The sequence below is a fragment of the Pseudomonas sp. HN11 genome (assembly GCF_021390155.1).
GTDB lineage: Bacteria > Pseudomonadota > Gammaproteobacteria > Pseudomonadales > Pseudomonadaceae > Aquipseudomonas.
The window spans coordinates 1,134,286-1,158,268 of sequence record NZ_CP089985.1 but is presented as its reverse complement, the minus strand read 5'-3'; the positions used below and the strand labels follow the sequence as shown (position 1 = coordinate 1,158,268).

Here is a 23,983-nt window from a genome sequence, read left to right as displayed (position 1 = left end):
AGGGCGGATACGATACACCTGCCCCGCCTAAACAGTAAGGCTTCGCATTGCCGCAGTCAGCGAATCAGGCTTTGGCGGCCGCCAGGATCAGGGCTTTCATCTCGGCCACGGCGCCTTTGAAACCGACGAACAGCGCGTGGGCCACCAGCGCATGGCCGATGTTCAGCTCGTTGATGCCCTTGATCGCGGCCACGGCTTCGACGTTGTGATAGTGCAGGCCGTGGCCGGCGTTGACGATCAAGCCTTCCTTGAGGCCGCAGCTCACGCCGTCGATGATGCGTTGCAACTCGTCGGCTACTTCGGTGGGTGTGGTTGCATCAGCGTAACGGCCAGTGTGCAGCTCGATCGCTGGAGCACCGACACGGCGCGACGCTTCGATCTGGCGCTCGTCGGCGTCGATGAACAGCGAGACTTCGCTGCCGATCTTCGACAGCCGCTCCACCGCGGCCTTGATCCGCGCTTCCTGGCCGGCCACGTCAAGGCCGCCTTCGGTAGTCAGTTCCTGGCGGGTTTCCGGGACCAGGCAGATGTGCGCCGGGCGGATGCGCTCGGCGAACTGCATCATTTCTTCGGTGACGCCCATCTCGAAGTTCATGCGGGTTTGCAGCACGTCCTTGAGCAGCAGCACATCGCGCTCCTGGATGTGGCGGCGGTCTTCGCGCAGGTGCACGGTGATGCCGTCGGCGCCCGCTTCTTCGGCGTCCAGCGCAGCCTTGACCGGGTCAGGGTAACGGGTGCCCCGGGCCTGGCGCAGGGTAGCGACGTGGTCGATGTTGACGCCAAGAAGAATGCGATTGCTGGTGGTCACGGAAGCGCTCCTGAAAAGGGAAAGAAACGCTGCACAGCATACACGGGGTTGTCAGGGCTTTCGAAACAACTCGCGACTGACCAGCGGCCGTCCACCCAGATGCACGGCCAGGGCTTGGCGCATCAAGCGTTTGGCAGCGGACAAGGCGCCGGGAGCCGTCCAATCCGCCTCGCTCATGGCGAGCAACTCAGCGCCCTGGAACAAGCCGGGTTGCAGCAGGTAGACGCGCTCAAGGCCAGCGTCCACTTGCAGGCGATACATGCCGTCGGCGGCGATGGGGTCGCCGTGCAGGTCGTTATTCAATTCGAAGCCATACCCCAGGTCGTCGAGCAGGCGCCACTCAAAAGCGCGCAGCAGCGGCTCCAGGGGACGGCCTTCGGCCAGGGCCAGCAAGGTGGCGGCGTAGTGATCAAAGACGCCAGGGTGCGGGTCTTCGGCGGGAAGCAGACGGATCAACAGTTCATTGAGGTAGAGACCGCTGAACAGGGCCTCGCCATTGAGCCAGGCGCAGGTGCCGACGCTTTCCAGGCGACCGACGTTTTTCAGTTCACCCTTGCCGCGAAACTCCACGTCCAGGGCCACGAAAGGCCGCGCCAACGTGCCCGCCTTGCCCCGCGCGCTGCGCAACACCGCGCGCAGGCGGCCTTGGGGCGTGAGGAAGTCCACCAGGGCGCTGGTCTCGCGGTAGGCGCGGCTGTGTAGGACGTAGGCGAGTTGGCTGGGGGGCGAGGATGGGGACATGGGGGTCTCGTTGACAAGCACGGTCTAGAAACTGCGACTATCCAATGTTGGAGCGGGCTTGCTCGCGAAGGCGGAGTGTCAGTCGATACATTCATCACTGATAGACCGTATTCGCGAGCAAGCCCGCTCCCACATTTGACTTGCGGCGTTACCGAAGGCCGCTTACAGGTCGCCGTAGCCCAGGGAGCGCAATGCACGCTCATCATCGGACCAGCCACCCTTCACCTTCACCCACAGGTTGAGCATGATCTTGGAGTCGAACAGCAACTCCATGTCCTTGCGCGCCTCGGTGCCGATGCGCTTGATGCGTTCGCCCTTGTCGCCAATGATGATTTTCTTCTGGCCGTCACGTTCGACAAGGATCAGCGCATGGATGTGCAAGGTCTTGCCCTGCTGTTTGAACTCTTCGATCTCGACGGTGATCTGGTACGGCAGCTCGGCGCCCATCTGGCGCATGATTTTCTCGCGCACCAGTTCGGCGGCAAGGAAACGGCTGCTGCGGTCGGTGATCTGGTCTTCCGGGAAGAAGTGCTCGTTATGCGGCAGGTGCTCGGCGATCACACGCTCCAGGGCATCCAGGTTGTGGCCGTGCTGAGCCGAGATCGGCATGATCTGGGCGTTCGGCAGTTGTTCCTGCAGCCAGCTCAGGTGCGGCATCAGCTCGGCTTTGTCTTCGATGCGGTCGGTCTTGTTCAGCGCGACGATCAATGGGCCGGTGACGTACTGCACACGCTCCAGGACCATCTGGTCTTCGTCGGTCCATTTGGTGCGGTCGACCACGAAGATCACCACGTCGACGTCTTTCAACGCGGCCGACGCGGTCTTGTTCATGTAGCGGTTGAGGGCTTTCTCGCCGCCTTTGTGCATGCCCGGGGTATCGACGTAGACCGCTTGCACGGTGCCTTCGGTCTTGATGCCCAGCATGTTGTGGCGGGTGGTCTGCGGCTTGCGCGAGGTGATCGCGAGCTTTTGGCCGAGGATGTGGTTCAGCAGCGTGGACTTGCCCACGTTCGGGCGGCCGACGATAGCGACATAGCCACAGCGTGTTGCGGTTGAATCAGTCATGGCCATTCTCCACACCCAGGGCAATCAGTGCTGCGGCGGCCGCTACCTGTTCGGCAATACGACGGCTCACACCCTGACCTCGGCTTTTTTCGTTCAGTAAGGTGATTTCACATTCCACGAAGAACACGCGGCAATGCGGCTCACCCTGGATATCCACCACTTCGTAGCGTGGCAGTTCGCAACCGCGCGACTGCAGGAATTCCTGCAGGCGGGTCTTGGGGTCTTTGTTGGTGTCGACCAGCGTGAGGCTTTCGATCTCGGAGGTCAGCCATGCGGTGACGCGCTCCTTGGCCGCTTCCATGCCTGCATCAAGGTAGATCGCACCGATCAGTGCTTCTAGGGCATCGGCCAGGATCGACTCGCGACGGAAACCACCGCTCTTCAATTCACCGGACCCCAGGCGCAGGTACTCGCCCAAGCCGAAACCACGGGCCAACACGGCCAGGGTCTCACCTTTCACCAGGCGTGCACGCAAACGCGACAGCTGGCCTTCGCGAGCTTGGGGGAAGCGCTCGAACAGCGCTTCACCGGCGACGAAATTGAGGATTGCATCACCGAGGAACTCCAGGCGCTCGTTATTGCGCCCTGCAAAGCTGCGGTGTGTAAGGGCAAGGATCATCAACTCCTGATCCTTGAAGGTGTAGCCGAGCTGGCGCTCGAGACGACTTAGAGAAACGCTCACGGTTTACCCATATCTATTTGGTGGCACCGGCGGCCATCGACGATTGACGCAGTGTTCAAATTCAAATCCTGGTTGGTGCAGCATGAGGCAGGACAGATTTGTCCCCACCCCAGAAAAGCATTCGGCGCTGTGTTCACAGCGCCGCCTGTATTACTTGATCAGCCCGACCCGCGAGAAATTCGGCAGGTGGCTGAGTTTGGGTTCCGGCCAGCTCATCCAGACCGCGAAGGCCTTGCCGACGATATTCTGGTCGGGAACCATGCCCAGCAGGTCCTTGGGAATGTTGGGGTCATCCCAGTACCGGCTGTCATTGGAGTTGTCGCGGTTGTCGCCCATCATGAAGTAATGCCCGGCAGGCACTGTCCACTGGCCGTCAGGCTGGGCACGATAGCGGCTCATTTCCTTGCGGATTTCGTGCTCCACCGTGCCGAGTTTTTCCTGGTACAGCTCGGCGCTGCCCAGGCTGTTCGGCTCGGAACCGATCAGTTTCTCGGCCACCGACTCACCATTGATAAGCAGGCGCTTGTCGCTGGTGTAGCGGATCACGTCGCCCGGCAAGCCGACTACACGCTTGATGTAGTTGACGTTCGGGTCGCTCGGATAGCGAAATACCATCACATCGCCGCGCTGCGGATCACCGACTTCGATGACCTTCTTGTCGATCACCGGCAGGCGGATCCCGTAGGAAAACTTGTTCACCAGGATGAAGTCGCCGACGTCCAGGGTAGGCTTCATCGACCCCGACGGGATCTGAAACGGTTCCACCAGGAACGAACGCAGCACCAGCACGATGAACAACACCGGGAAGAACGACTTGCCGTATTCAACCAGCAGGGGCTCTTTGTTCAGCTTCTCGATCACCACGCCATCGGGCTGGCTGACGCTGCCCTGATAGGACGCGATAGCCGCCCTCCGACGCGGGGCGAAAAACACCAGATCGAGCAACGCCAAGAGACCGCAAACGGCAACGGCGATGACCAGCAACAGCGGGAAATTTAGTGACATAGGACCTAACTATCCAACCTGAGCACCGCAAGGAAGGCTTCTTGTGGAACTTCCACATTACCTACTTGCTTCATGCGTTTTTTACCGGCCTTTTGCTTCTCAAGCAGCTTGCGCTTACGGCTTACGTCACCGCCGTAGCATTTGGCCAGTACGTTCTTTCTGAGTGCCTTGACGGAGGTCCGCGCAATGATCTGCCCGCCGATGGCGGCCTGGATCGCGACGTCGAACATCTGGCGCGGAATCAGTTCTTTCATCTTCTCGGTCAACTGGCGACCTTTGTAGTGCGCGTTGTCCTTGTGCACGATAAGTGCCAGGGCATCAACCTTGTCGCCGTTGATCAACACATCCAATTTCACCAGATTAGCCGATTGGTAACGGTCGAAATGGTAATCCAGCGAAGCATAGCCGCGGCTGGTGGATTTGAGGCGGTCGAAGAAGTCCAGTACCACTTCGTTCATCGGCATGTCATAGGTCACTTGGACCTGCGTGCCGAGGAACAGCATGTCGCGCTGTACGCCACGCTTTTCGATACACAGCGTAATGACGTTGCCCAGGTGCTCCTGCGGTACCAGGATATTAGCCCGCACGATAGGCTCGCGCATGTCTTCGATTGCCGAGAGATCCGGGAGCTTGGACGGGTTGTCGACGTAAATCGTTTCACCGGTTTTCAGCAACAGCTCGAAAATAACGGTTGGCGCGGTAGTGATCAGGTCCAGGTCGTATTCGCGCTCGAGGCGCTCCTGGATGATTTCCATGTGCAGCATACCCAGGAAGCCACAGCGGAAGCCAAAGCCCAGGGCGTCGGAGCTTTCCGGGGTGTACTGCAACGACGAGTCGTTGAGGGTCAGTTTCTGCAGGGCTTCGCGGAAGTCTTCGAAGTCGTCGGAGCTGACCGGGAACAGACCGGCGTAGACCTGCGGCTGGATGCGCTTGAAGCCTGGCAGCACATCGACGTCCGGCGTGGAGCTCAGGGTCAGGGTGTCACCCACCGGCGCGCCGTGGATGTCCTTGATACCGGCGATGATGAAACCCACTTCACCGGCTTTCAGATCAACGGTCGCGGTGTGCTTGGGGTTGAATACACCCACGCTGTCCACCAGGTGGATCTTGCCGGTGGACTTGACCAGGATCTTGTCGCCCTTCTTCACGCGGCCGTGACGCACGCGCACCAGCGAAACAACGCCCAGGTAGTTGTCGAACCATGAGTCGATGATCAACGCTTGCAGCGGATCTTCGTAGTTGCCGGTCGGCGCAGGAATAGTGTGCACCAGGCGCTCGAGCACTTCGTCGACACCCAGGCCGGTCTTGGCACTGCAGGTGACGGCGTCGGTGGCGTCGATGCCGATGATCTTCTCGATCTCTTCCTTGACGCGCTCAGGCTCAGCCTGGGGCAGGTCGATCTTGTTCAGCACGGGCATGACTTCCAGGCCCTGCTCGATCGCGGTGTAGCAGTTGGCAACCGACTGCGCCTCGACGCCCTGGCCGGCGTCGACCACCAGCAAGGCACCTTCACAGGCCGCCAGGGAACGGCTGACTTCATAGGTGAAGTCGACGTGGCCCGGGGTGTCAATGAAGTTCAGCTGGTAGGTGATGCCGTCTTTGGCCTTGTAATACAAGGTAACGCTGTGGGCCTTGATGGTGATCCCGCGCTCACGTTCGAGATCCATGGAGTCCAGGACCTGGGCTTCCATTTCACGCTCGGCGAGGCCGCCGCACATCTGGATGAATCGATCGGCCAGCGTCGACTTGCCATGGTCAATGTGGGCGATGATGGAGAAATTGCGGATATGACTCAAATCACTCACGGATCAACACTCAAAAAGGCTGCAGGCAGATTGCCCGCTGAAAAATAGCCGGGAATTGTACCTGATGCTCAGGCCAGACGTCATCTTTGCTGACCAGAACAAAAATGCCCCGATCTCTCGACCGGGGCATTTTTTGTTCATAAGCACGCAATCAACCGGCCCGGCGCAGCAGCCAGAAGCCGGCCAGGGCGCAAATGGCCGTGGGCACCAACACCGCAAACAGCGGCGAGAAGCCAAATACCAGGCTCGACGGGCCGAGCAGGTCCTGGGCGATACGGAAGGTGAAGCCCACCAGCACGCCTGTGAACACGCGCTGACCCAGGGTCACCGAACGCAACGGGCCGAAGATGAACGAGATCGCCATCAGCACCAGCGCGGCGGTCACCACCGGCTGCAACACTTTGACCCAGAATGCCAGCCAGTAGCGGCCATTGTTCAGGCCTTGATCCTTCAGGTAATGGATGTATCCCCACAGCCCGGAGATCGGCAAGCTCTCAGGGATCATCACCACGGTATTCAACAGTTCCGGCTTGAGGGCGATATCCCACTCCTGGCTCGGCACATTGATCACTTCAGTGCTGGCCTTGGTGCCTTGACCGATATTACGGAAGTACGTAGTGGTAACGTCGCTGAGTTGCCATTTTTCGCCGCTGTACTGCGCACGTTTGGCAAAGCTGGACTCCAGCAGGTGACGTTCTTTGTCGAACGTGTAGCGGGTCACACCGATCAACAGGCCGCCGGGTTGCACGGCGTTGATATGGATGAATTCATCGCCCTGGCGGTGCCACAGACCATGCTTGGCGCTTTGCGCATCGCCCGAGCCCTGGGCCAGGGCTCGATTGGCCTGGGCAGTGGATTCCGCAGGCGGCGCAACGTACTCGCCGATCAGCACGCTGCACGCCATCAGCAGCAGCATGGGTTTCATGACGGCCCAGACGATACGAGCGATGGACACCCCGGCGGCGCGCATGATGGTCAATTCGCTGTTGCTGGCCAGGCTACCCAGGCCGATCAGGCAGCCGATCAAGGCGGCCATCGGCATCATGTCGTAGAGGCGACGCGGTGCGGTGAGGGCCACGTAGCTCAGCACGTCCCACACGGTGTAGGTGTCACTGACGTTGCCCACTTCATCGATAAAGGCGAACAACGACGCCAAGCCAAGGATGATGCCCAATACCGCCAGGATGGCGATCAGTACGCTGTTACCAATGTAGCGATCGAGCTTAGCCACGAGCCAACTCCTTCTGGCCACGACGGCTCTTCATTTTCAAACGGATCGGTTCCCAGTAGAGCAGCCCCAGGCCGATCACCAGGAAGATCCCGTGCACCCACCACAGGCCCAGGGTCGGCGACAGCTTGCCTTTCTCCAGGGAGCCACGGGCGGAAATCAGGATGGTCAGGTAAGCCATGTACAGCAGAATTGCCGGCAACAGCTTGAGGAAACGGCCTTGGCGCGGGTTCACGCGCGACAGCGGCACGGCCATCAAGGTCACGATGAACACCAGCAGTGGCAGGGAAATACGCCATTGCAACTCGGCGATCGAACGCAGTTCTTTACTGCCGAACAGCTCGGTGGTCGGGATGGCGTCGCGGTCGGTGACCTCGTCGCTGATATCCGGACGCGCCAGCATCACACCATAGGTGTCGTACTTGATTGCTCGGTAATCGGCCATGCCCGGGCTGCCATCGTAGCGATAGCCATTTTCCAGGATCAGGTAGCGGCTGCCGTCAGGACGCACTTCCTGGCGACCCGAATCGGCCACCAGCACGGAAATGCCACGGTCTTTTTTGTCTTGGCCCAGACGTTTTTCGGAGATGAACACACCGCCCAGGTTGGCGCGGTCGTCGGTCATGGTTTCGGTGTAGGTCACCCGCGAACCGTCATTGAGCGCTTGGAAGCGACCCGGTTCGAGGGTATCGAACTCGGTCATCGCGTCCTGTTTATTCAGTACCAGCTGGAACTGCATGGCGCCCTGTGGGGCCAGGCTCAGGCTCAGCCAGGCCACGATCAACGCAACGCCGGCGGCCGGGATCATGGTCATGCCCAGCAGGCGCTGTTGGCTCATGCCGGTGGCCGAGAGCACGGTCATTTCGCTTTCGAGGTACAGGCGGCCGTAGGCCAGCAGGATCCCGAGGAACAGGCCCAACGGCAGGATCAGCTGCAGGAAGCCCGGCAGGCGAAAGCCCATGATCAGGAACAGCGAGCCTGGGTCCAAAGCGCCGGAGGCAGCCTGGGCCAGGTATTTAACGAAACGACCACTCATGATGATGACCAGCAACACCGCACTCACGGCACTCAGGGTCAACAGGACTTCGCGGGACAGATAACGGAAGACGATCAAACCAGACACTCCAGGGTTGTCAGGCTAAGGCGGCCAAACAAGCAAGCATACCGAGTCAGCCCGTTTGCACGGGCCGGCTAAAAAGATGGCGCATTATCCTGTGATTGACCGCGCCTGTCACTGCGCAACCTCATGCGCATGCACAAAGCGGGTGACAAGGGTTGTCAGGCTCCGCCGGCGAGGTTCAAACTGCGGCCTTTGTCGCCGGCGGTTTACACAGCTGCCTAGTATTAAAGCCGGAGTACAGACTCCTGGCTAACCGACCTTTATAAGGGACCCGAAAATGGAATTGGTTGTAAAAAGCGTTAGCCCCGAAACGTTGAAAACCGCCACCCTCGTGGTCGCCATTGGCGAAGGCCGCAAGCTCGGCGTTGCCGCCAAGCAACTCGACGAACTCAGCGGCGGCGCCATCAGCGCAGTGCTCAAGCGCGGCGACCTGGCCGGCAAAGTCGGCCAGAGCCTGCTGCTGCAGAGCCTGCCCAACCTGAAAGCCGACCGCGTATTGCTGGTGGGCGTGGGCAAGGACGCTGAACTGGGCGACCGTCCGTTCCGCAAAATCATCAGCGGCATCCTCACTACCCTCAAGGGCCTGGGCGGCACTGACGCCACGCTGGCACTCGATGAAGTCGTGGTCAAAGGTCGTGACAGTTACGGCAAGACCCGCCTGCTGGCCGAGAGCCTGGTGGACGGCGGCTACATTTTCGACCAGTTCAAGAGCACCAAGGCCGAACCCCGCGCTCTGAAGAAAATCACCCTGCTGACCATCAAGGCCGCCCAGGCTGAAGTCCAGCGCGCCGTGACCCACGCGACTGCAATCGCCAACGGCATGTCCTTCACCCGTGACCTGGGCAACCTGCCGCCGAACATCTGCCACCCGACTTTCCTCGGCGAACAGGCCAAGGCGCTGGGCAAAGAGTTCAAAGGCTTGAAAGTCGAAGTGCTGGACGAGAAGAAGATCAAGGAACTGGGCATGGGCTCGTTCTATGCCGTGGGCCAGGGCAGCGACCAGCCGCCACGCCTGATCGTGATGCAATACAACGGCGGCAAGAAGTCCGAAAAGCCCTATGCCCTGGTCGGTAAAGGCATCACCTTCGACACCGGCGGCATCAGCCTCAAGCCAGGCCTGGGCATGGACGAAATGAAGTACGACATGGGCGGCGCCGCCAGTGTATTCGGTACCCTGCGCGCCGTGCTGGAACTCAAGCTGCCGATCAACCTGGTGTGCATCCTGGCCTGCGCCGAGAACATGCCGAGCGGCGGCGCGACCCGTCCGGGCGACATCGTCACCACCCTGAGCGGCCAGACCGTCGAAATCCTCAACACCGACGCCGAAGGCCGCCTGGTGCTGTGCGATGCACTGACCTACGCCGAACGCTTCAAGCCACAGGCCGTGATCGACATCGCCACCCTGACCGGCGCCTGCATCGTCGCTCTGGGTTCCCACACCTCGGGCCTGCTGGGCAACAGCGACGAGCTGATCGAGCAACTGCTCAGCGCTGGCAAGGCGGCCGACGACCGTGCCTGGCAACTGCCGCTGTTCGATGAGTACCAGGAACAGCTGGACAGCCCGTTCGCCGACATCGCCAACATCGGCGGCCCGAAAGCCGGCACCATCACTGCCGCTTGCTTCTTGTCGCGCTTCGCCAAGAACTTCAACTGGGCGCACCTGGACATCGCCGGTACGGCCTGGACCAGCGGCGGCAAGGACAAGGGCGCCACCGGCCGTCCGGTTCCCCTGCTGACCCAGTACCTGCTGGATCGCGCCAAGGCCTGAAGCTGAAGACGCCGGGGCGATGATTGCACCACCGCCCCGGTCTCAGGAACTGCAATGACCCAAGTCGACTTCTATATATTGCCCAGCGCCGACCCGTTCGCGCGCCTGGACTTTGCCTGTAAACTCACCGAAAAAGCCTGGCGCATGGGCCACCGCATCTACCTGCATTGCAGCGATGCCGCCCAACGCGACGAGCTTGATGCCCGCCTGTGGCGCTTCAAGGGTGAAAGCTTCGTGCCCCACGGCCCCGCCGAGTCTGAACCCGACAGCCTGGTTGTCCTGGGTTTAGGGGACAGTTGTGGCGACCATAAGGACCTGCTGGTCAACCTGGACCTGAAAGTACCGCCTTTCGCCAAGGCATTCGCCCGTGTGGCGGAGGTCGTGGTGGAAGATCCGGCTATTCGTCAGGCCGCGCGGGAGAGTTTCCGTTTCTACCGCGAACAGGGCTATCCTCTGCAAGATCACCGGCTTCAACGACTTTGAGCACATGATGGACACTCCCAACCCTCTGAAAAAAGACGATCACCTGCTGGACGACCTTGAGTCGATCCGCCAGTTGCTGGGTGATGATGATTTGCAGCCGCCGCTGTTGACCGAATCGGTCGAGGGCGAGGTACAGATTCCGCTGTTGTTCGACATGGTGGGCGGCAAGCCGGTCGAGCCGGCGCCGGTGGTCGAGGCCGCCGCGCCTGCCGCTGTCGAAAAAGGTCCCGACGCCCTGCTGCTGCACCTGGACAACGAACTGCGCGCCGCTGCGCAGTTGATCATGCAAGACGTGATCGACGACTTTGCCCCGCATATCGAGACTGAGATCAAGCGTCGGTTGGATGCGCGGATGGAACGGTTGTTGAGTCAATATCAGTCATGAAAGCGAACAACTGACGATTCTCGCCAGCAATGTGTCTTCCTGCCTCATACGTGTCATTCAGGAGTTCATTAACAGTACCATTGGTCACAACTGTAATTTCTGACAGTAGATAAAGCCGGGGGACTTCGTGAAAGGTTGCCAGACAACCTCTAACTGGAGAAACACCATGCCCTCGCTACCCTCCGGCAGCGCTCCCGCGCTCACCAGCTCAACAACCATCAACTCCCGCCAGCCACTGCTACAAGGCATGGCCGCGCCATACGCGATAGTCCATGTCTTCCTCGCAGGCGGAAGCGTGAATTACGGTTCGGCCAGAGCCGATCAATTCGGCAACTGGAGTCTTACCCCCAACCAACCATTGGCAACCGACGCCTATGGCAAAGTCAGCATCGCCCTGGCCGAATTCGACACTGCTGGTCAGCAACGCTCCCCCTGGACGGGCGCCAACTTGATCCTCAGCACCAGCGCAGGAGGCGGTGGCACGACCCCGGGCGGTGCGATCCTGCCGCCAGGAAGCCCTCCAGTGCTCACCAGCTCAACGACCATCAACTCGCGCCAGCCACTGCTACAAGGCGTGGCCGCGCCATACGCGATAGTCCAAGTCCTCCTCGCAGGCGGAAGCGTGAATTACGGTTCGGCCAGAGCCGATCAATTCGGCAACTGGAGCCTTACCCCCAACCAACCATTGGCAACCGACGCCTACGGCAACGTCAGCATCGCCCTGGCCGAATTCAACACTGCTGGTCAGCAGCTCTCCCCTTGGACGGGCGCCAACTTGATCCTCAGCACCGGCGCAGGAGGCGGTGGCACCACGCCAGGTAATACGCCCCGCCCGGCCGGAAGTGCGCCCGTGCTGACCAGTTCAACTACAGTCAGTGCCTCCCATCCCTTCTTGCAAGGCCTGGCAACGCCCTACTCGACCATTTGGTTCTATAACGCCAGCGGCAGTATTTTTCATGGCCAGGCTCAAGCAAATGCATCAGGCAATTGGAGCCTGATACTCCATCCACCGCTGCAGCCCGACGCTCAAGGCAATGCCTTGATCCAGTTTGCCGAGTACAGCACTGCGAACCAGCCTGTCTCCGGTTGGGCTACCTACACATTGAAGGTCGTCTAGACCCCCTGTACCCACCTTACTAACGAGACGAGTCAACTTTCCGACTCGCCTCGTCACCTCGCTCTACGCGCAAAGGCTTATCCCCGTTATACTTGTCGGCTTTCCTGAATAAATGCCAACTAGGGTCCCGCCGCGCATGGATAAGACCTACCAGCCGCACGCCATCGAAACTTCCTGGTACAACACCTGGGAATCCGAGAATTATTTCGCCCCGCAAGGCGCGGGCGATGCCTACACCATCATGATTCCGCCACCGAACGTCACTGGCAGCCTGCACATGGGCCATGGCTTCAACAATGCGATCATGGATGCGTTGATCCGTTTCCGCCGCATGCAGGGCCGCAACACCCTGTGGCAGCCGGGCACCGACCACGCCGGCATCGCCACCCAGATGCTGGTGGAACGCCAACTCGAAGCCACCGGCCAGAGCCGTCACGACCTGGGTCGCGAGAAATTCCTGGAAAAGATCTGGGAATGGAAGGACCAGTCCGGGGGCAACATCAGCCGTCAGATCCGTCGCCTGGGTTCGTCCGTGGACTGGAGCCGCGAGCGCTTCACCATGGACGACGGACTGTCGGAAGCCGTGAAAGAAGCTTTCGTGCGCCTGCATGAAGACGGCCTGATCTACCGCGGCAAGCGCCTGGTCAACTGGGACACCAAGCTGCACACGGCGATCTCCGACCTCGAAGTGGAAAACCACGACGAGAAAGGCTTCCTGTGGAACCTCAAGTACCCGCTCGCCGATGGCGCCAAGACCGCTGAAGGCAACGACTACCTGATCGTTGCCACCACTCGCCCAGAAACCATGCTCGGCGACGCCGCCGTCGCGGTTAACCCGAACGATGAGCGCTACCAGGCCCTGATCGGCAAGTTCGTCGAACTGCCATTGGTCGGCCGTCGCATCCCGATCATCGCGGACGACTACTGCGACCCTGAATTCGGCACCGGCTGCGTGAAAATCACCCCGGCTCACGATTTCAACGACTACGAAGTCGGCAAGCGCCACAACCTGCCGCTGCTCAATATCTTCGACAAAAACGCTGCCGTGCTGCCGGCCTGCCAGGTGTTCAACCTGGACGGCACGCTGAACGACAGCATCGACGGCAAGATCCCGGCCGAATACGCCGGCCTCGACCGTTTCGAAGCGCGCAAGCAGATCGTTGCCGCCTTCGACGCCGCCGGTTTGCTGGTGAGCGTCGACGACCACGGCCTGAAAGTGCCGAAGGGCGACCGCTCCGGTACCGTGATCGAGCCGTGGCTGACCGACCAGTGGTACGTCTCCACCAAGCCGTTGGCAGAACCTGCCATCGCCGCCGTGGAAGATGGCCGCATCCAGTTCGTGCCGAAACAGTACGAAAACATGTACTTCTCGTGGATGCGCGACATCCAGGATTGGTGCATCAGCCGTCAGCTGTGGTGGGGTCACCGCATTCCGGCCTGGTACGACGAGTCGGGCAAGGTCTATGTAGGCCGCGACGAAGCCGAAGTGCGTGCCAAGCACAACCTCGGTGCCGACATCGCGCTGCAACAGGACAACGACGTACTGGACACCTGGTTCAGCTCGGGCCTGTGGACCTTCTCCACCCTGGGCTGGCCGCAGCAGACCGAATTCCTCAAGAAATTCCATTCCACCGACGTGCTGGTCACCGGTTTCGACATCATTTTCTTCTGGGTTGCCCGGATGATCATGCTGACCATGCACCTGGTGAAGAACGAGGATGGCACGCCACAGGTTCCGTTCAAGACCGTGTACGTGCACGGCCTGGTGCGTGATGGCCAGGGCCAGAAGATGTCCAAGTCCAAGGGCAACGTCCTGGACCCGCTGGACATCATCGACGGCATCGACCTGGAAACCCTGGTGCAGAAACGCACCTCGGGCCTGATGCAGCCGAAACTGGCGAAGAAGATCGAGAAGCAGACCCGCGACGAATTCGCCGACGGCATTGCCAGCTACGGCACCGACGCCCTGCGCTTCACCTTCTGCTCGCTGGCGTCCACCGGTCGCGACATCAAGTTCGACATGGGCCGCGTCGAAGGCTATCGCAACTTCTGCAACAAGATCTGGAACGCTGCGCGCTACGTGCTGGATAAAGGCGAAGACTGCGGCCAGAACGGCGAAGCCTATGAGCTGAGCCTGGCCGACCGCTGGATCATTTCGCAACTGCAGCGCACCGAAGCCGAAGTAACCCGCCAACTCGACCAGTTCCGTTTCGACCTGGCCGCACAGGCCTTGTACGAGTTCATCTGGAACCAGTACTGCGACTGGTACCTGGAACTGTCCAAGCCGGTATTGTGGGATGAAAACGCGCCGGTAGAACGCCAGCGCGGCACCCGTCGCACCCTGGTGCGCGTACTGGAAGTGGCGCTGCGCCTGGCTCACCCGTTCATGCCATTCATCACCGAAGAAATCTGGCAACGCCTGGCGCCACTGGCCGGTATCGAAGGCAAGACCATCATGCTGCAACCTTGGCCGGTGGCCAACGAAGCGCGCATCGATGAGGCGGCCGAAAGCGATATCGAATGGCTCAAGACCTTGATGATGGGCACGCGTAATATTCGTGCCGAGATGAACATCGGGCCGGGTAAGCCATTGGCGGTGTTTGTGAAGAACGCCAGTGTACAAGACCAGCGTCGTCTCAACGAGAACGATGCGCTGCTCAAGAAGCTGGCGAAGCTGGAGTCGATCACCGTATTGGCGGCCGACGCAGAAGCACCGCTGTCCGCCACCGCATTGGTTGGCGAGATGGAAGTGTTGGTGCCGATGGCCGGCCTGATCGACAAGGGCGCCGAACTGGTCCGCCTCGACAAGGAAATCGGCCGCCTGCAAGGCGAAGTACAACGTGTGGGCGGCAAGCTGTCCAACGCGGCCTTCGTCGACAAGGCACCGGCTGAAGTGATCGAGAAGGAACGTGCCAAGCTGGCCGAGGCTGAACAGGCCCTGGGCAAGTTGGCAGAGCAACATGCGCGGATCTCCAGCCTGTAAGGCTTGATTCGAGTAAAAAAGAGACCTTCGGGTCTCTTTTTTTTGACTTGAAAACCCAGTCAATGTGGGCGCGGGCTTGCTCGCAAAAGTGGTGGATCAGTCAGCGTCAATGTTTGCTGGGCCGACGTCTTCGCGAGCAAGCCCGCTCCCACATTTAACCGAGGGCAACTTCGGAATGTGTGACAATAGGCGCCACTTTTGAAACAACCCCAGAATCGACGCAGCCCATGACCGCCCCCAGCACGCCCAAGCCTCCACGCAAGAAGCCTAAAACCGCCGCCACGGCCAAGCCCGTCGCCCCGCGTAAAGAGGCCACCCTGCACCCGCGCAACCGCCATACGGGCCGTTACGACTTCCCGGCGCTGATCAAGACCACGCCGGAACTGGCGAAATTCGTGATCATCAACCCGTACGGCAAGGAAAGTATCGACTTTGCCAGCCCGGAAGCGGTGCGGGTGTTCAATCGAGCGCTGCTGAAAGCCTTCTATGGCATCCAGCACTGGGACATCCCCGCCGACTACCTTTGCCCACCCGTGCCGGGCCGTGCCGACTACGTGCACTTCCTCGCCGACCTGCTGGCCAGTGCCAACGACGGCAAAATCCCGCGCGGCTCTATCGTCAAGGTGCTGGACATCGGCATGGGTGCGAACTGCGTCTACCCACTGATTGGCTACATGGAATACCGCTGGAACTTCCTGGGCTCGGAAGTCGACCCTATCGCTGTCGCCGCAGCCAAGGCCATCGTGCAGTCCAACGACCTGAGCAAGGTCATCCAGTTGCGCCAGCAACCCAACCCCAAGCAGATCCTGCTGGGCCTGCTGGAGCCGGGCGAGCGTTTTGACCTGACGATGTGCAACCCGCCGTTCCATGCGTCCATGGATGAAGCTACCAAGGGTAGCGAACGTAAGTGGCGCGCCCTGGGCAAGGCCGATCCGAAGCGCAAGTTGCCGGTGCTGAACTTTGGCGGCCAATCGGCCGAGTTGTGGTGTGAAGGCGGTGAAGCGCGCTTTATAACGCAGTTGATCGCCGAAAGTGCGCACTTTGCCCACAAGGTGCTGTGGTTCAGCACCCTGGTGTCAAAAGCGTCGAACTTGCCCGCGATCGAGACAGCCCTGAAAAAGGCCGGTGTTCTGGAAAGCCAGGTCGTGGAAATGTCCCAAGGCCAGAAGCAGAGCCGTTTTGTGGCCTGGACGTTCCAAACCAAGAACGAGCAACAAATCTGGCGTCAGCGCTGGGTGCGTTAAGCACAAATCGCAGGCAACAAAAAACCGTGCCCGGATCGCTCCGAGGCACGGTTTTTTTTGCTGCGACTTACTTGTTAACAGCGTCAGTCAGGCCTTTGGCCACAACCAGCTTGATAACTTTCTTGGCAGCGATTTCGATGGCAGCGCCAGTCGAAGGGTTACGGCCAGTACGGGCAGGACGCTCGGTCACTTTCAGTTTGCCAACGCCTGGCAGAGTGATTTCGCCGCCGTTTTCCAGCTGGTCAGCAACAACTTGGCTCAGTTGGTCCAGCAGGGCGCGCACGGTGGTTTTCGGTGCGTCTACTGCTTCAGCCAGGTCAGCGATCAGTTGGTCTTTAGTAATAGCCATTGTGGTGTTCCTTCCCTATCAAATTCATATGGATTGCAGAGTGCAGTGTCAGCCGTCGAGCCCGACCGTCTAGGCCTGGCACCCCCGGCTATAACCACGGAGATCGGGGTTATAGATGCTTGAAACGGGGATTGGTTCGACCTGACAGATGCTGAATGCACGCTTATCGCCGAGACTTGGCGTAAGACGGGGCAAAACTAGCACAGAGACGGGGAAATATCCGCTTCTACCTACCCATTTGGTCAGCTTTATCGCTCTAAACCGTGAAAAAAAGGCATATGGTCCGTCGGAGGGTGCCCAAAACACCCTTCAAAGCACGTCTTGCCCAAGGGTGCGGTACACTTGGCGACTTTTCGGGGAGGCCAACCGCTCCCCGCTCAACCAGCCGAGAAGCCTATGCCGATCCGTCATTGCATCGTCCACCTGATCGACAAAAAACCCGACGGCACACCTGCAGTTCTCCACGCCCGTGACTCCGAGCTCGCCGAGTCAGCCGCCATCGAGAACATGCTCGCCGACCTCAACGAGAGCTACAACGCCAAACAAGGCAAGGCCTGGGGTTTTTTCCATGCCGAGTCCGGCGCGCACCCGTTCAGCGGCTGGTTGAAGGAGTATTTCGATGGTGGCCAGGATTTCACCACCTTTAGCCGCACCGCTGTCGAGCATCTGCAAAAGCTGATGGAAGAGTCCAACCTCTCCACCGGCGGCCACGTATTGTTTGCCCACTATCAACAAGGCATGACCGACTACCTGGCCATCGCCCTGCTGCACCACAGCGAGGGCGTGGCGGTGACCGACGAGCTGGACGTGACCCCGTCACGTCACCTGGACCTCGGCCAACTGCACTTGGCGGCACGTATCAACGTGTCCGAGTGGCAGAACAACAAGCAGTCCAAGCAATACATCTCCTTTATCAAAGGCAAGAACGGTAAGAAGGTCTCGGAGTATTTCCGTGACTTCATCGGCTGCCAGGAAGGCGTCGACGGTCCAGGCGAGACCCGCACCCTGCTCAAGGCCTTCAGTGACTTCGTGGAAAGCGAAGACCTGCCGGACGAATCAGCCCGCGAGAAAACCAAGACCCTGGTGGATTACGCCAGCAGCCAGGCCAAGCTCGGCGAGCCGATGGGCCTGGAAGAACTCTCCGGATTGATCGATGAAGATCGACCAAAAGCGTTCTACGACCATATCCGCAACAAGGACTACGGCCTGTCGCCGGAAATCCCGGCGGATAAGCGCACCCTCAACCAGTTCCGCCGCTTCACTGGTCGTGCCGAGGGCTTGTCCATTAGCTTTGAAGCGCACCTGCTGGGCGACAAGATCGAGTACGACGAAGCCGCCGGCACCTTGATCATCAAGGGCCTGCCGACCCAACTGACCGATCAGCTCAAGCGCCGTAACTGATGCTTGGCGGGGTTTTCAAGAAAGTCCTGCTGGTGTTGCTGGTCGTCGTGGTGATCCAGAACTGGGGCAAGATCGAGCGGGTGTTCAACCCGTCCGAAGTGGTTTCGCAGCAGACACGCGCCAATGCGCGCGTGGTGCTCTACGCCACAGAGTGGTGCGGGTACTGCAAGCAGATTCGCCGCTTTCTGGACCAGAAAGGTATTCCCTACCAGGCGTTCGATATCGAGAAGGACGCACAGGCGCGCAAGGCGTATGAGGCGTTGGGGGGCGGCGGGATTCCGTTCGTGGACGTGAACGGCACGCTGATTCGCGAATACAGCCCTGAAAAGATCATGGCGGCGCTGAAATAGTCAGCGCACCACGATCATCCGTCCCAATACCGTGTGCTGTTCAAAACCAAGCACGGCTTGCAGGGCATTCAGCACCGCCTGCGGGTCCTTGCTCGGGAAACTGCCGCTGACGCGCCTGGCGCCCATTTCTTTATTGAGCAACAGAATACGACCTGGGTAGTAACGCTCGAGGTCTTTGACCACGTCCGCCAACGGCGCCTTGTAGTAGTTGAGCCAGCCGTCGCGCCAGGCCAGGCGTGATTCGCTGTCGACCCCCTGCATCTGATCGGCAATGCCATCGGTGTAGGCCACTTGCTGGCCTGCCGTCAGAATCTGCTGCAGGCCCTGTTTGTACGGCGTTACGCCGACCCGCCCGGACAACACGGTCACCTGGGCGCCTGCCGGTTGCAGGCGCACCTCGAACTGCGTGCCCAGCACCCGTGCTTCCCCACTGCCCGCCTCCACGACGAACGATTCACCGGTGTGGGTCACGCTGAAAAAAGCGGCCCCTCGACGCAGTTGGATGTGCCGCTCGCCATGGTTGAAATCCACGGCAATGGCGCTGTCGGCATCGAGGGTGACTTGGGATTTGTCGGTCAGGGTGACGGTTTTGATTTCGCCGGGCGCCGTCACGTAGTCAGCGCCAAAGTCATTGACCCAGCGCGACGGCTGCCAGCCGGCGCCCATGGACACCATCACCACCAGGCATGCGGCCATGGCCAGCGCTCCGGACCAACGCATCACCCGCGAACGTTTCGAGGTGTTCATAGCGTTGAGGTAGCCCTGCAGTGTGAGCGCCTCTTCGTCTGCGAGCTTGCGCGCCGGCACTTCGCTCAACTCCCACAGCACCTGGGCCTGGGAATAGGCCTCGACGTGTGCAGGGTCGGCCCGCAGCCACTGGCTGAACGTGGCCTGGTCGCCACTGCTGGGCTGGTCGTGCAGCAGGCTCAACCAGGCCAGTGCGGCTTGTTGCTGGGCGGGCGTGGGCGTGACGTTCACGGTGCTTTCCCTGGCGTGCGTGGGGATGAGGGCTCGCGAAGGCTGGCTTTGCAGGCTTGGAGGGCACGCATCATATGTTTTTCCACGGCACTTTGGGACAGGCCCATGGCCTTGGCGATTTCCGCGTACTTGCGCCCGTGGATACGGTTAAGCAGGAAAATCTGCCGCGTGCGCTCGGGCAGGCTGCGCAAGGCGGCCTCGACGTGACGCAGATCGTTTCCGGCTTCCAGTGCCGCCTGGAGTTCGGAGCCTTGATTGTCTTGCTGTCCGGGCAGCCAGCCTTCACTGCTACGTACCCGCGCGCCTTCGCTGCGCAGGTGGTCGATGGCAATGTTGCCGGCGCAGCGCAGCAGGTAGGTGCTGAGTTCTTCGACCTGCACCAACGGCCGGCGCCAGAAACGCAGGAACAGGTCCTGCACCAGGTCGGCGGCCGTGGCGCGACAGCCCACGCGGCGACTCACCAAGGCTTCCATCTGTGAACGCTGGGACAAAAACACCTGCAGGAAATGCGCACGTCCACCCGCCGCGTCAGCGGGCTGGCTGTCCTGGGATTCGGGTGGCGTGCTGATCATCATGGGCGGGCTCAGAGGGTGGCGAAGGCTGCAACAGGGCTGGCGAGCAGGCCGACGCCCGCCAGGATCAGGGCCAGCCTTGGCCGGTACGGCAACAACAGCACCAGCAGCAATGCGCTGAGCATCAGCACGGCGCACCACTCCACCAGGCCTTTTCCCCAACCGGCGACGTACACCGCAGGCCAGATCGATACCACCAGCAACAACCAGCCGATCCCCCGTAAACCCAGGCGTCGACGGGGCGAGGGTTTGCTGTGCAGCAACTCGCCGTGGTGACGGTCAGTGGACAGGCAGAGTGAGGTGAACCCGACGTAGCACATCAGCAACGCGAGCAGCATTCAGTTCGCCTCCTGCTTTAGCGTCAACGAGCGTGCGCGTTCAGCCTTCGGTGCAGGCGCGGCGCGACGCTGCATCTTCCAGGCGACCCAGCCAAGGAATACACCGCCGGCCAGGCAGGTCAGATCGAAGCCGGCCATGGCCCAGTCGCCGGTTGCCAGCGAAATGCCGAGGTGGTGCGATGTGGTCAGCGCATTAAGCAGCGGGATGGCGACAAACAGCAGCGCGCCAACGCTCAGTTGTTCGACCCAGCCCTGGCGGCCGCGACGCAGGATCGCGTGCAACAGGCTCAGCCCCCAGGCGATGAAGAAGGTCTGCACCTCCCAGTCGGAACGCTCGGCGAAGCTCAGCGGCAACAAACGGTTGGCCCAGAAAAACGCCGCGATGGCGATCATCAGCCCGGACATGCTGGCGATGTTCAACACTTCCACCAAGCGCAACTCAAAGGGCATCACGGCAGCTTTAGCGTGCTTGAGCTGGCGCTTGCCGAGCCAGATCACCAGCCCGGTGCCGATCATCGCCGTGCCCGCCAGGCCGCAGATAAAGTACAGCCAGCGCAGCACCGGCCCGGCGAAATGGCCCATGTGCAGGCCGTAGAAAGTGCCGCCGACGGCCGCCGGCAGCGATTGCCCGCTACTGACCCGCAACAGCTCACCAGTGCTGCCGTTGAAGGAAACGGTGCTGCCAAAATCATGCACCACGCTGTCGGCACCCGCGCGGAATACGTTGACCGAGGCGTTCACATCGCCGGGGTTGTTCACGGCGATGCGCCCTACATGGCCACCGTCCCATTGCGCCCGTGCCTGCTCGTACAACGGCATCAGCGGCAGCAATGTGCCGGGCTGGCCCAGTGCCGGTGCGTTGTTGGTATTCGGGAACACATCGCTGAAGAAGGCTCGGGTGTCATTGCCGTAGGAAGCAAGGATCGGTGCCGGCATCACCATGCTCATGAAGATCACCAGACTGCTGTAGGTAATCATCAGATGAAACGGCAACACCAGCACACCCACCGCGTTGTGCCCATCGAGCCACGAACGCTGACCCTTGCGGGGGCGGAAGGTGAAGAAGTCCTTGAAGATTTTCTTGTGGGTGATGATGCCGGTGATCAAGGCGACGAACATCACCATCGCGGCGATGGTCGACAGCCAGCGGCCCCAGGGATGGGGCATTTGCAGCTGGAAATGGAAGCGATAGAAGAATTCGCCGCCCATGCTTTCGCGGGCTTCCACAGCCTGGCCGGTGACGGGATCGAGGGTTTTCTGGATGAAGTTGCCGCGTTTTCCGGGGTCGACCTTGTCTTGCCACATCACCGACAGGCCGGGGTCGCGGCTGTCCGGCAGGGTGATAAACCAGCGCGCGGCGGTCGGCGCGACTTGCTGCAGGTAGGTCTGGGCCACCGTCAGGCTGCGCGCGTCGTCCAGGGGCCGGGCCTGTACTTCAGGCTGCATCCAATGGCTGATCTCATCTTTGAAATACGCCAAGGTGCCTGTCAGGAAAATCGCAAACAGCAACCAGCCAAAGATCAGCCCGGCCCACGTGTGCAGCCAGGCCATGGCCTGGCGGAAACCCTCTTTCATGTGCGTGCCATCCAAAAGCCCACACCCGCCAAGGTGGCAAATGCCGCGCACGGCAACATCACACCAAACCAGGCGCGTGCGGCGCTGCGACAGGCGAAACACCAGAGCACGGCCAGCAGATAGAACACGAATGAACTCATCATCCCGGTGATCACCGCGTCGGCGCGCGACGTCGGCATCCACAGCGCCAGGCAGATACTGGCCAGGGAAGCCATCAGATAACCGCCTACCACGGCAGCCAGCACGCGCGAGGTGACGGCGAGACGATAGGAGACAGGCAGCGAGGTTTTGCTTTTCATGCGGGAGGCGCCAGGTTCATCAGGCCGCAATATTAATGATAAATATTCTCATAAGCAAAACAGAACGGATGAAAGAACCGGGCTGACCGATTGCCGAAGCCAGTCACGGGCCCTACAATGCGAACAATTCTTGTTCTCTAAAGCATGGCGATGCTTGTGGAGTGTCCGCGTTGAGCCCGTCCAATACCGTCGAAGTGTTGTACAACGACCATCACCACTGGCTCACCGGCTGGTTGCGACGCAAGCTCGGCTGCCCGGAGAGTGCCGCCGACCTGGCCCAGGACACCTTCATTCGTGTGCTCACCGCACGGGAAACACCCACGCTGATCGAGCCGCGCGCGTTCCTCACCACCGTCGCCAAGCGTGTGCTGTTCAACTTCTACCGCCGCCAGGACCTGGAACGCGCCTATCTCGACGCCTTGGCGCAGATGCCCGAGCACGTGGCACCGTCGGAAGAAGAACGCGCAATCATCCTGCAAACCCTGATTGAACTGGACCAGTTGCTCGACGGCCTGCCTATTCAGGTCAAGCGTGCATTCCTGCTGGCCCAACTCGATGGCCTGACCTACGCGCAAATCGGCGCTGAACTGGGCATTTCCATCGCCACCGTCAAACGCCACCTGAGCAAGGCGGCCATGCGCTGCTATTTCACCCTATGAACTTCTCCACCCAAGTCGCCGAACAAGCCGTGCATTGGCTGATGGAAATGCAGCAAGGCGCCCTCAACCCACGCCAGCAAGCCGCCTGGCAACACTGGTTGAACGCCCACAGCGAACACCAGCGCGCCTGGGACCATATGCAGCGCGTCAACCAGCGCCTGCGCGGCATGCCCTCGCCGCTGGTCCATGCGGCGCTGAATGCGCCAACCTCCACCAGCCGTCGCCAGGCGTTGAAGTTGCTGTTGATCCTCGGCGCCGGTTCCGCTGCCGCCTGGAGCCTGCGCCAGCAACATATCCTGCCGCCGCTGACCGCCGACTACCGCAGCCCCGTTGGTCAGCGACACAACGTGCAATTGGCCGACGGCAGCCAGATGCAGCTCAATACCGGCAGCGCGGTGGATGTGCATTTTGATGGCCGGCAGCGGCTGATCCACCTGCTTGAAGGCGAGATTCTGTTGACCGGTATCGCAGGCAACACACCACTGCAAGTGCTGACAGGCCAGGGTCTGCTCACCAGCCAAGCGGCGCGCCTGAATGTGCGGCAGTTCAATGATCACACCCAACTGGCGGTGCTCGACGGTCACGTCGACGTCATGCCCAACACCTATACCGGCCTGCCGCTGAGCGTCCAGGCCGCGCACCAAGTCAATTTCACCCGCAAAGGCTGGGACACCCCACGCCCCACCGACGCCAACAGCGGCGCCTGGGCCGACGGCATGCTGGTCGCGGCACACATGCGCCTGGACGACTTCCTCGGTGAACTCAGCCGTTATCGTCGTGGCCAGGTCAACTGCGACCCGCAGGTGGCCAATCTGCTGATCTCCGGCAGCTACCCACTGGATAACAGCGAACGCATTCTCGACCTGCTGGAAGTGAGCCTGCCGGTGAAAGTTCGGCGCTTTACCCGCTATTGGGTGACCGTACAGGCGCGCGTCTGAAATTAACTCAAAAAACGGTGAGCCGTTTTCCACCCCTCGCGTGACAGAGCAGGAAAGCCACCTTGATCCTTCCTTCTCAGGACCGCTCTT

Annotated in this window: 24 protein-coding genes; 10 read left to right on the top strand and 14 right to left on the bottom strand. The window is 60.7% G+C overall.

The features are described 5' to 3' along the window. Positions 1-64 precede the first annotated feature (64 nt). From pdxJ to lptF, 8 genes are all read right to left on the bottom strand, one after another. The gene (pdxJ, locus tag LVW35_RS05265) at positions 65-808 is read right to left on the bottom strand and encodes a pyridoxine 5'-phosphate synthase (protein ID WP_233894080.1); all 744 of its coding nucleotides are present in this window, start codon (positions 806-808) and stop codon (positions 65-67) included. Positions 809-859: 51 nt separating this feature from the next. Next, entirely contained in the window at positions 860-1,549 is a 690-nt protein-coding gene (recO, locus tag LVW35_RS05260; RefSeq protein ID WP_233894079.1) for a DNA repair protein RecO, read from the bottom strand. A 162-nt stretch (positions 1,550-1,711) separates the two neighbouring features. Further along, positions 1,712-2,614 carry a GTPase Era gene (era, locus tag LVW35_RS05255; RefSeq protein ID WP_233894078.1) on the bottom strand — a complete coding sequence of 301 codons (903 nt, stop codon included), beginning with the start codon at positions 2,612-2,614 and terminating at the stop codon, positions 1,712-1,714. Beyond that, on the bottom strand, positions 2,607-3,296 hold the full coding sequence (rnc, locus tag LVW35_RS05250) for a ribonuclease III (RefSeq protein ID WP_233894077.1): 690 nt from the start codon (positions 3,294-3,296) through the stop codon (positions 2,607-2,609). Before rnc ends, era begins: the two co-directional genes overlap by 8 nt. 150 nt (positions 3,297-3,446) lie before the next feature. Continuing rightward, on the bottom strand, positions 3,447-4,301 hold the full coding sequence (lepB, locus tag LVW35_RS05245; protein ID WP_028618987.1) for a signal peptidase I: 855 nt from the start codon (positions 4,299-4,301) through the stop codon (positions 3,447-3,449). Positions 4,302-4,306: 5 nt separating this feature from the next. Beyond that, complete coding sequence (gene lepA / locus LVW35_RS05240) at positions 4,307-6,106, bottom strand: translation elongation factor 4 (RefSeq protein ID WP_003188853.1); 1,800 nt, start codon at positions 6,104-6,106, stop codon at positions 4,307-4,309. Between the two features lie 151 nt (positions 6,107-6,257). After that, entirely contained in the window at positions 6,258-7,337 is a 1,080-nt protein-coding gene (lptG, locus tag LVW35_RS05235) for an LPS export ABC transporter permease LptG (RefSeq protein WP_233894076.1), read from the bottom strand. Continuing rightward, positions 7,330-8,448, bottom strand: a complete 1,119-nt coding sequence (lptF, locus tag LVW35_RS05230; protein WP_042571699.1) for an LPS export ABC transporter permease LptF — start codon at positions 8,446-8,448, stop codon at positions 7,330-7,332. Before lptF ends, lptG begins: the two co-directional genes overlap by 8 nt. 283 nt (positions 8,449-8,731) lie before the next feature. Here lptF and LVW35_RS05225 point away from each other — a divergent pair, with 283 nt between their 5' ends. The 6 genes from LVW35_RS05225 (at position 8,732) to rlmF (ending at position 16,434) form a co-directional block, all read left to right on the top strand. Next, positions 8,732-10,222 (top strand): leucyl aminopeptidase, encoded by a 1,491-nt coding sequence (locus tag LVW35_RS05225; RefSeq protein ID WP_233894075.1) that lies wholly within the window; start codon positions 8,732-8,734, stop codon positions 10,220-10,222. Positions 10,223-10,276: 54 nt separating this feature from the next. Continuing rightward, positions 10,277-10,705, top strand: coding sequence for a DNA polymerase III subunit chi (locus LVW35_RS05220; protein WP_233894074.1), 429 nt, complete (start codon positions 10,277-10,279; stop codon positions 10,703-10,705). Between the two features lie 7 nt (positions 10,706-10,712). Next, positions 10,713-11,090 (top strand): DNA polymerase III subunit chi, encoded by a 378-nt coding sequence (locus LVW35_RS05215; protein WP_233894073.1) that lies wholly within the window; start codon positions 10,713-10,715, stop codon positions 11,088-11,090. Positions 11,091-11,256: 166 nt separating this feature from the next. Further along, a complete protein-coding gene (locus LVW35_RS05210; protein ID WP_233894071.1) occupies positions 11,257-12,207 on the top strand; it encodes a hypothetical protein in 951 nt (316 codons plus the stop codon). A gap of 136 nt (positions 12,208-12,343) precedes the next feature. Continuing rightward, the gene (locus tag LVW35_RS05205) at positions 12,344-15,190 is read left to right on the top strand and encodes a valine--tRNA ligase (protein ID WP_233894070.1); all 2,847 of its coding nucleotides are present in this window, start codon (positions 12,344-12,346) and stop codon (positions 15,188-15,190) included. 227 nt (positions 15,191-15,417) lie between these two features. Continuing rightward, positions 15,418-16,434 (top strand): 23S rRNA (adenine(1618)-N(6))-methyltransferase RlmF, encoded by a 1,017-nt coding sequence (gene rlmF / locus LVW35_RS05200; RefSeq protein ID WP_233894069.1) that lies wholly within the window; start codon positions 15,418-15,420, stop codon positions 16,432-16,434. Between the two features lie 67 nt (positions 16,435-16,501). Here the strand turns inward: rlmF and LVW35_RS05195 are convergent, their stop codons facing one another. Then, on the bottom strand, positions 16,502-16,783 hold the full coding sequence (locus tag LVW35_RS05195) for an HU family DNA-binding protein (protein ID WP_003188840.1): 282 nt from the start codon (positions 16,781-16,783) through the stop codon (positions 16,502-16,504). 396 nt (positions 16,784-17,179) lie between these two features. On the opposite strand from LVW35_RS05195, the gene yejK reads away from it, so the two are divergent. Both yejK and LVW35_RS05185 read left to right on the top strand, forming a co-directional pair. Beyond that, positions 17,180-18,184 (top strand): nucleoid-associated protein YejK, encoded by a 1,005-nt coding sequence (gene yejK, locus LVW35_RS05190; RefSeq protein WP_010212893.1) that lies wholly within the window; start codon positions 17,180-17,182, stop codon positions 18,182-18,184. Continuing rightward, positions 18,184-18,534, top strand: coding sequence for a glutaredoxin family protein (locus tag LVW35_RS05185; RefSeq protein WP_233894068.1), 351 nt, complete (start codon positions 18,184-18,186; stop codon positions 18,532-18,534). The genes yejK and LVW35_RS05185 overlap by 1 nt, the downstream gene beginning before the upstream one ends. On the opposite strand, the gene LVW35_RS05180 is transcribed toward LVW35_RS05185, so the two are convergent. Genes LVW35_RS05180 through LVW35_RS05160 form a run of 5 tightly spaced genes read right to left on the bottom strand, consistent with a single transcriptional unit; the run spans position 18,535 to position 22,296 of the window. Continuing rightward, complete coding sequence (locus LVW35_RS05180; protein ID WP_233894067.1) at positions 18,535-19,512, bottom strand: FecR family protein; 978 nt, start codon at positions 19,510-19,512, stop codon at positions 18,535-18,537. Then, a complete protein-coding gene (locus LVW35_RS05175) occupies positions 19,509-20,087 on the bottom strand; it encodes an RNA polymerase sigma factor (protein ID WP_233894066.1) in 579 nt (192 codons plus the stop codon). Before LVW35_RS05175 ends, LVW35_RS05180 begins: the two co-directional genes overlap by 4 nt. A gap of 8 nt (positions 20,088-20,095) precedes the next feature. Continuing rightward, positions 20,096-20,422 carry a DUF3325 domain-containing protein gene (locus LVW35_RS05170; protein WP_233894065.1) on the bottom strand — a complete coding sequence of 109 codons (327 nt, stop codon included), beginning with the start codon at positions 20,420-20,422 and terminating at the stop codon, positions 20,096-20,098. Continuing rightward, positions 20,423-21,997, bottom strand: a complete 1,575-nt coding sequence (locus LVW35_RS05165; RefSeq protein WP_233894064.1) for a PepSY-associated TM helix domain-containing protein — start codon at positions 21,995-21,997, stop codon at positions 20,423-20,425. It abuts the gene before it with no gap. Then, the gene (locus tag LVW35_RS05160; protein WP_233894062.1) at positions 21,994-22,296 is read right to left on the bottom strand and encodes a DUF3649 domain-containing protein; all 303 of its coding nucleotides are present in this window, start codon (positions 22,294-22,296) and stop codon (positions 21,994-21,996) included. The genes LVW35_RS05165 and LVW35_RS05160 overlap by 4 nt, the downstream gene beginning before the upstream one ends. A gap of 170 nt (positions 22,297-22,466) precedes the next feature. Here LVW35_RS05160 and LVW35_RS05155 point away from each other — a divergent pair, with 170 nt between their 5' ends. Both LVW35_RS05155 and LVW35_RS05150 read left to right on the top strand, forming a co-directional pair. Beyond that, the gene (locus LVW35_RS05155; protein ID WP_233894060.1) at positions 22,467-22,955 is read left to right on the top strand and encodes a sigma-70 family RNA polymerase sigma factor; all 489 of its coding nucleotides are present in this window, start codon (positions 22,467-22,469) and stop codon (positions 22,953-22,955) included. Next, on the top strand, positions 22,952-23,893 hold the full coding sequence (locus LVW35_RS05150; protein ID WP_233894058.1) for a FecR domain-containing protein: 942 nt from the start codon (positions 22,952-22,954) through the stop codon (positions 23,891-23,893). Before LVW35_RS05155 ends, LVW35_RS05150 begins: the two co-directional genes overlap by 4 nt. The last annotated feature ends 90 nt before the right edge of the window (positions 23,894-23,983 follow it).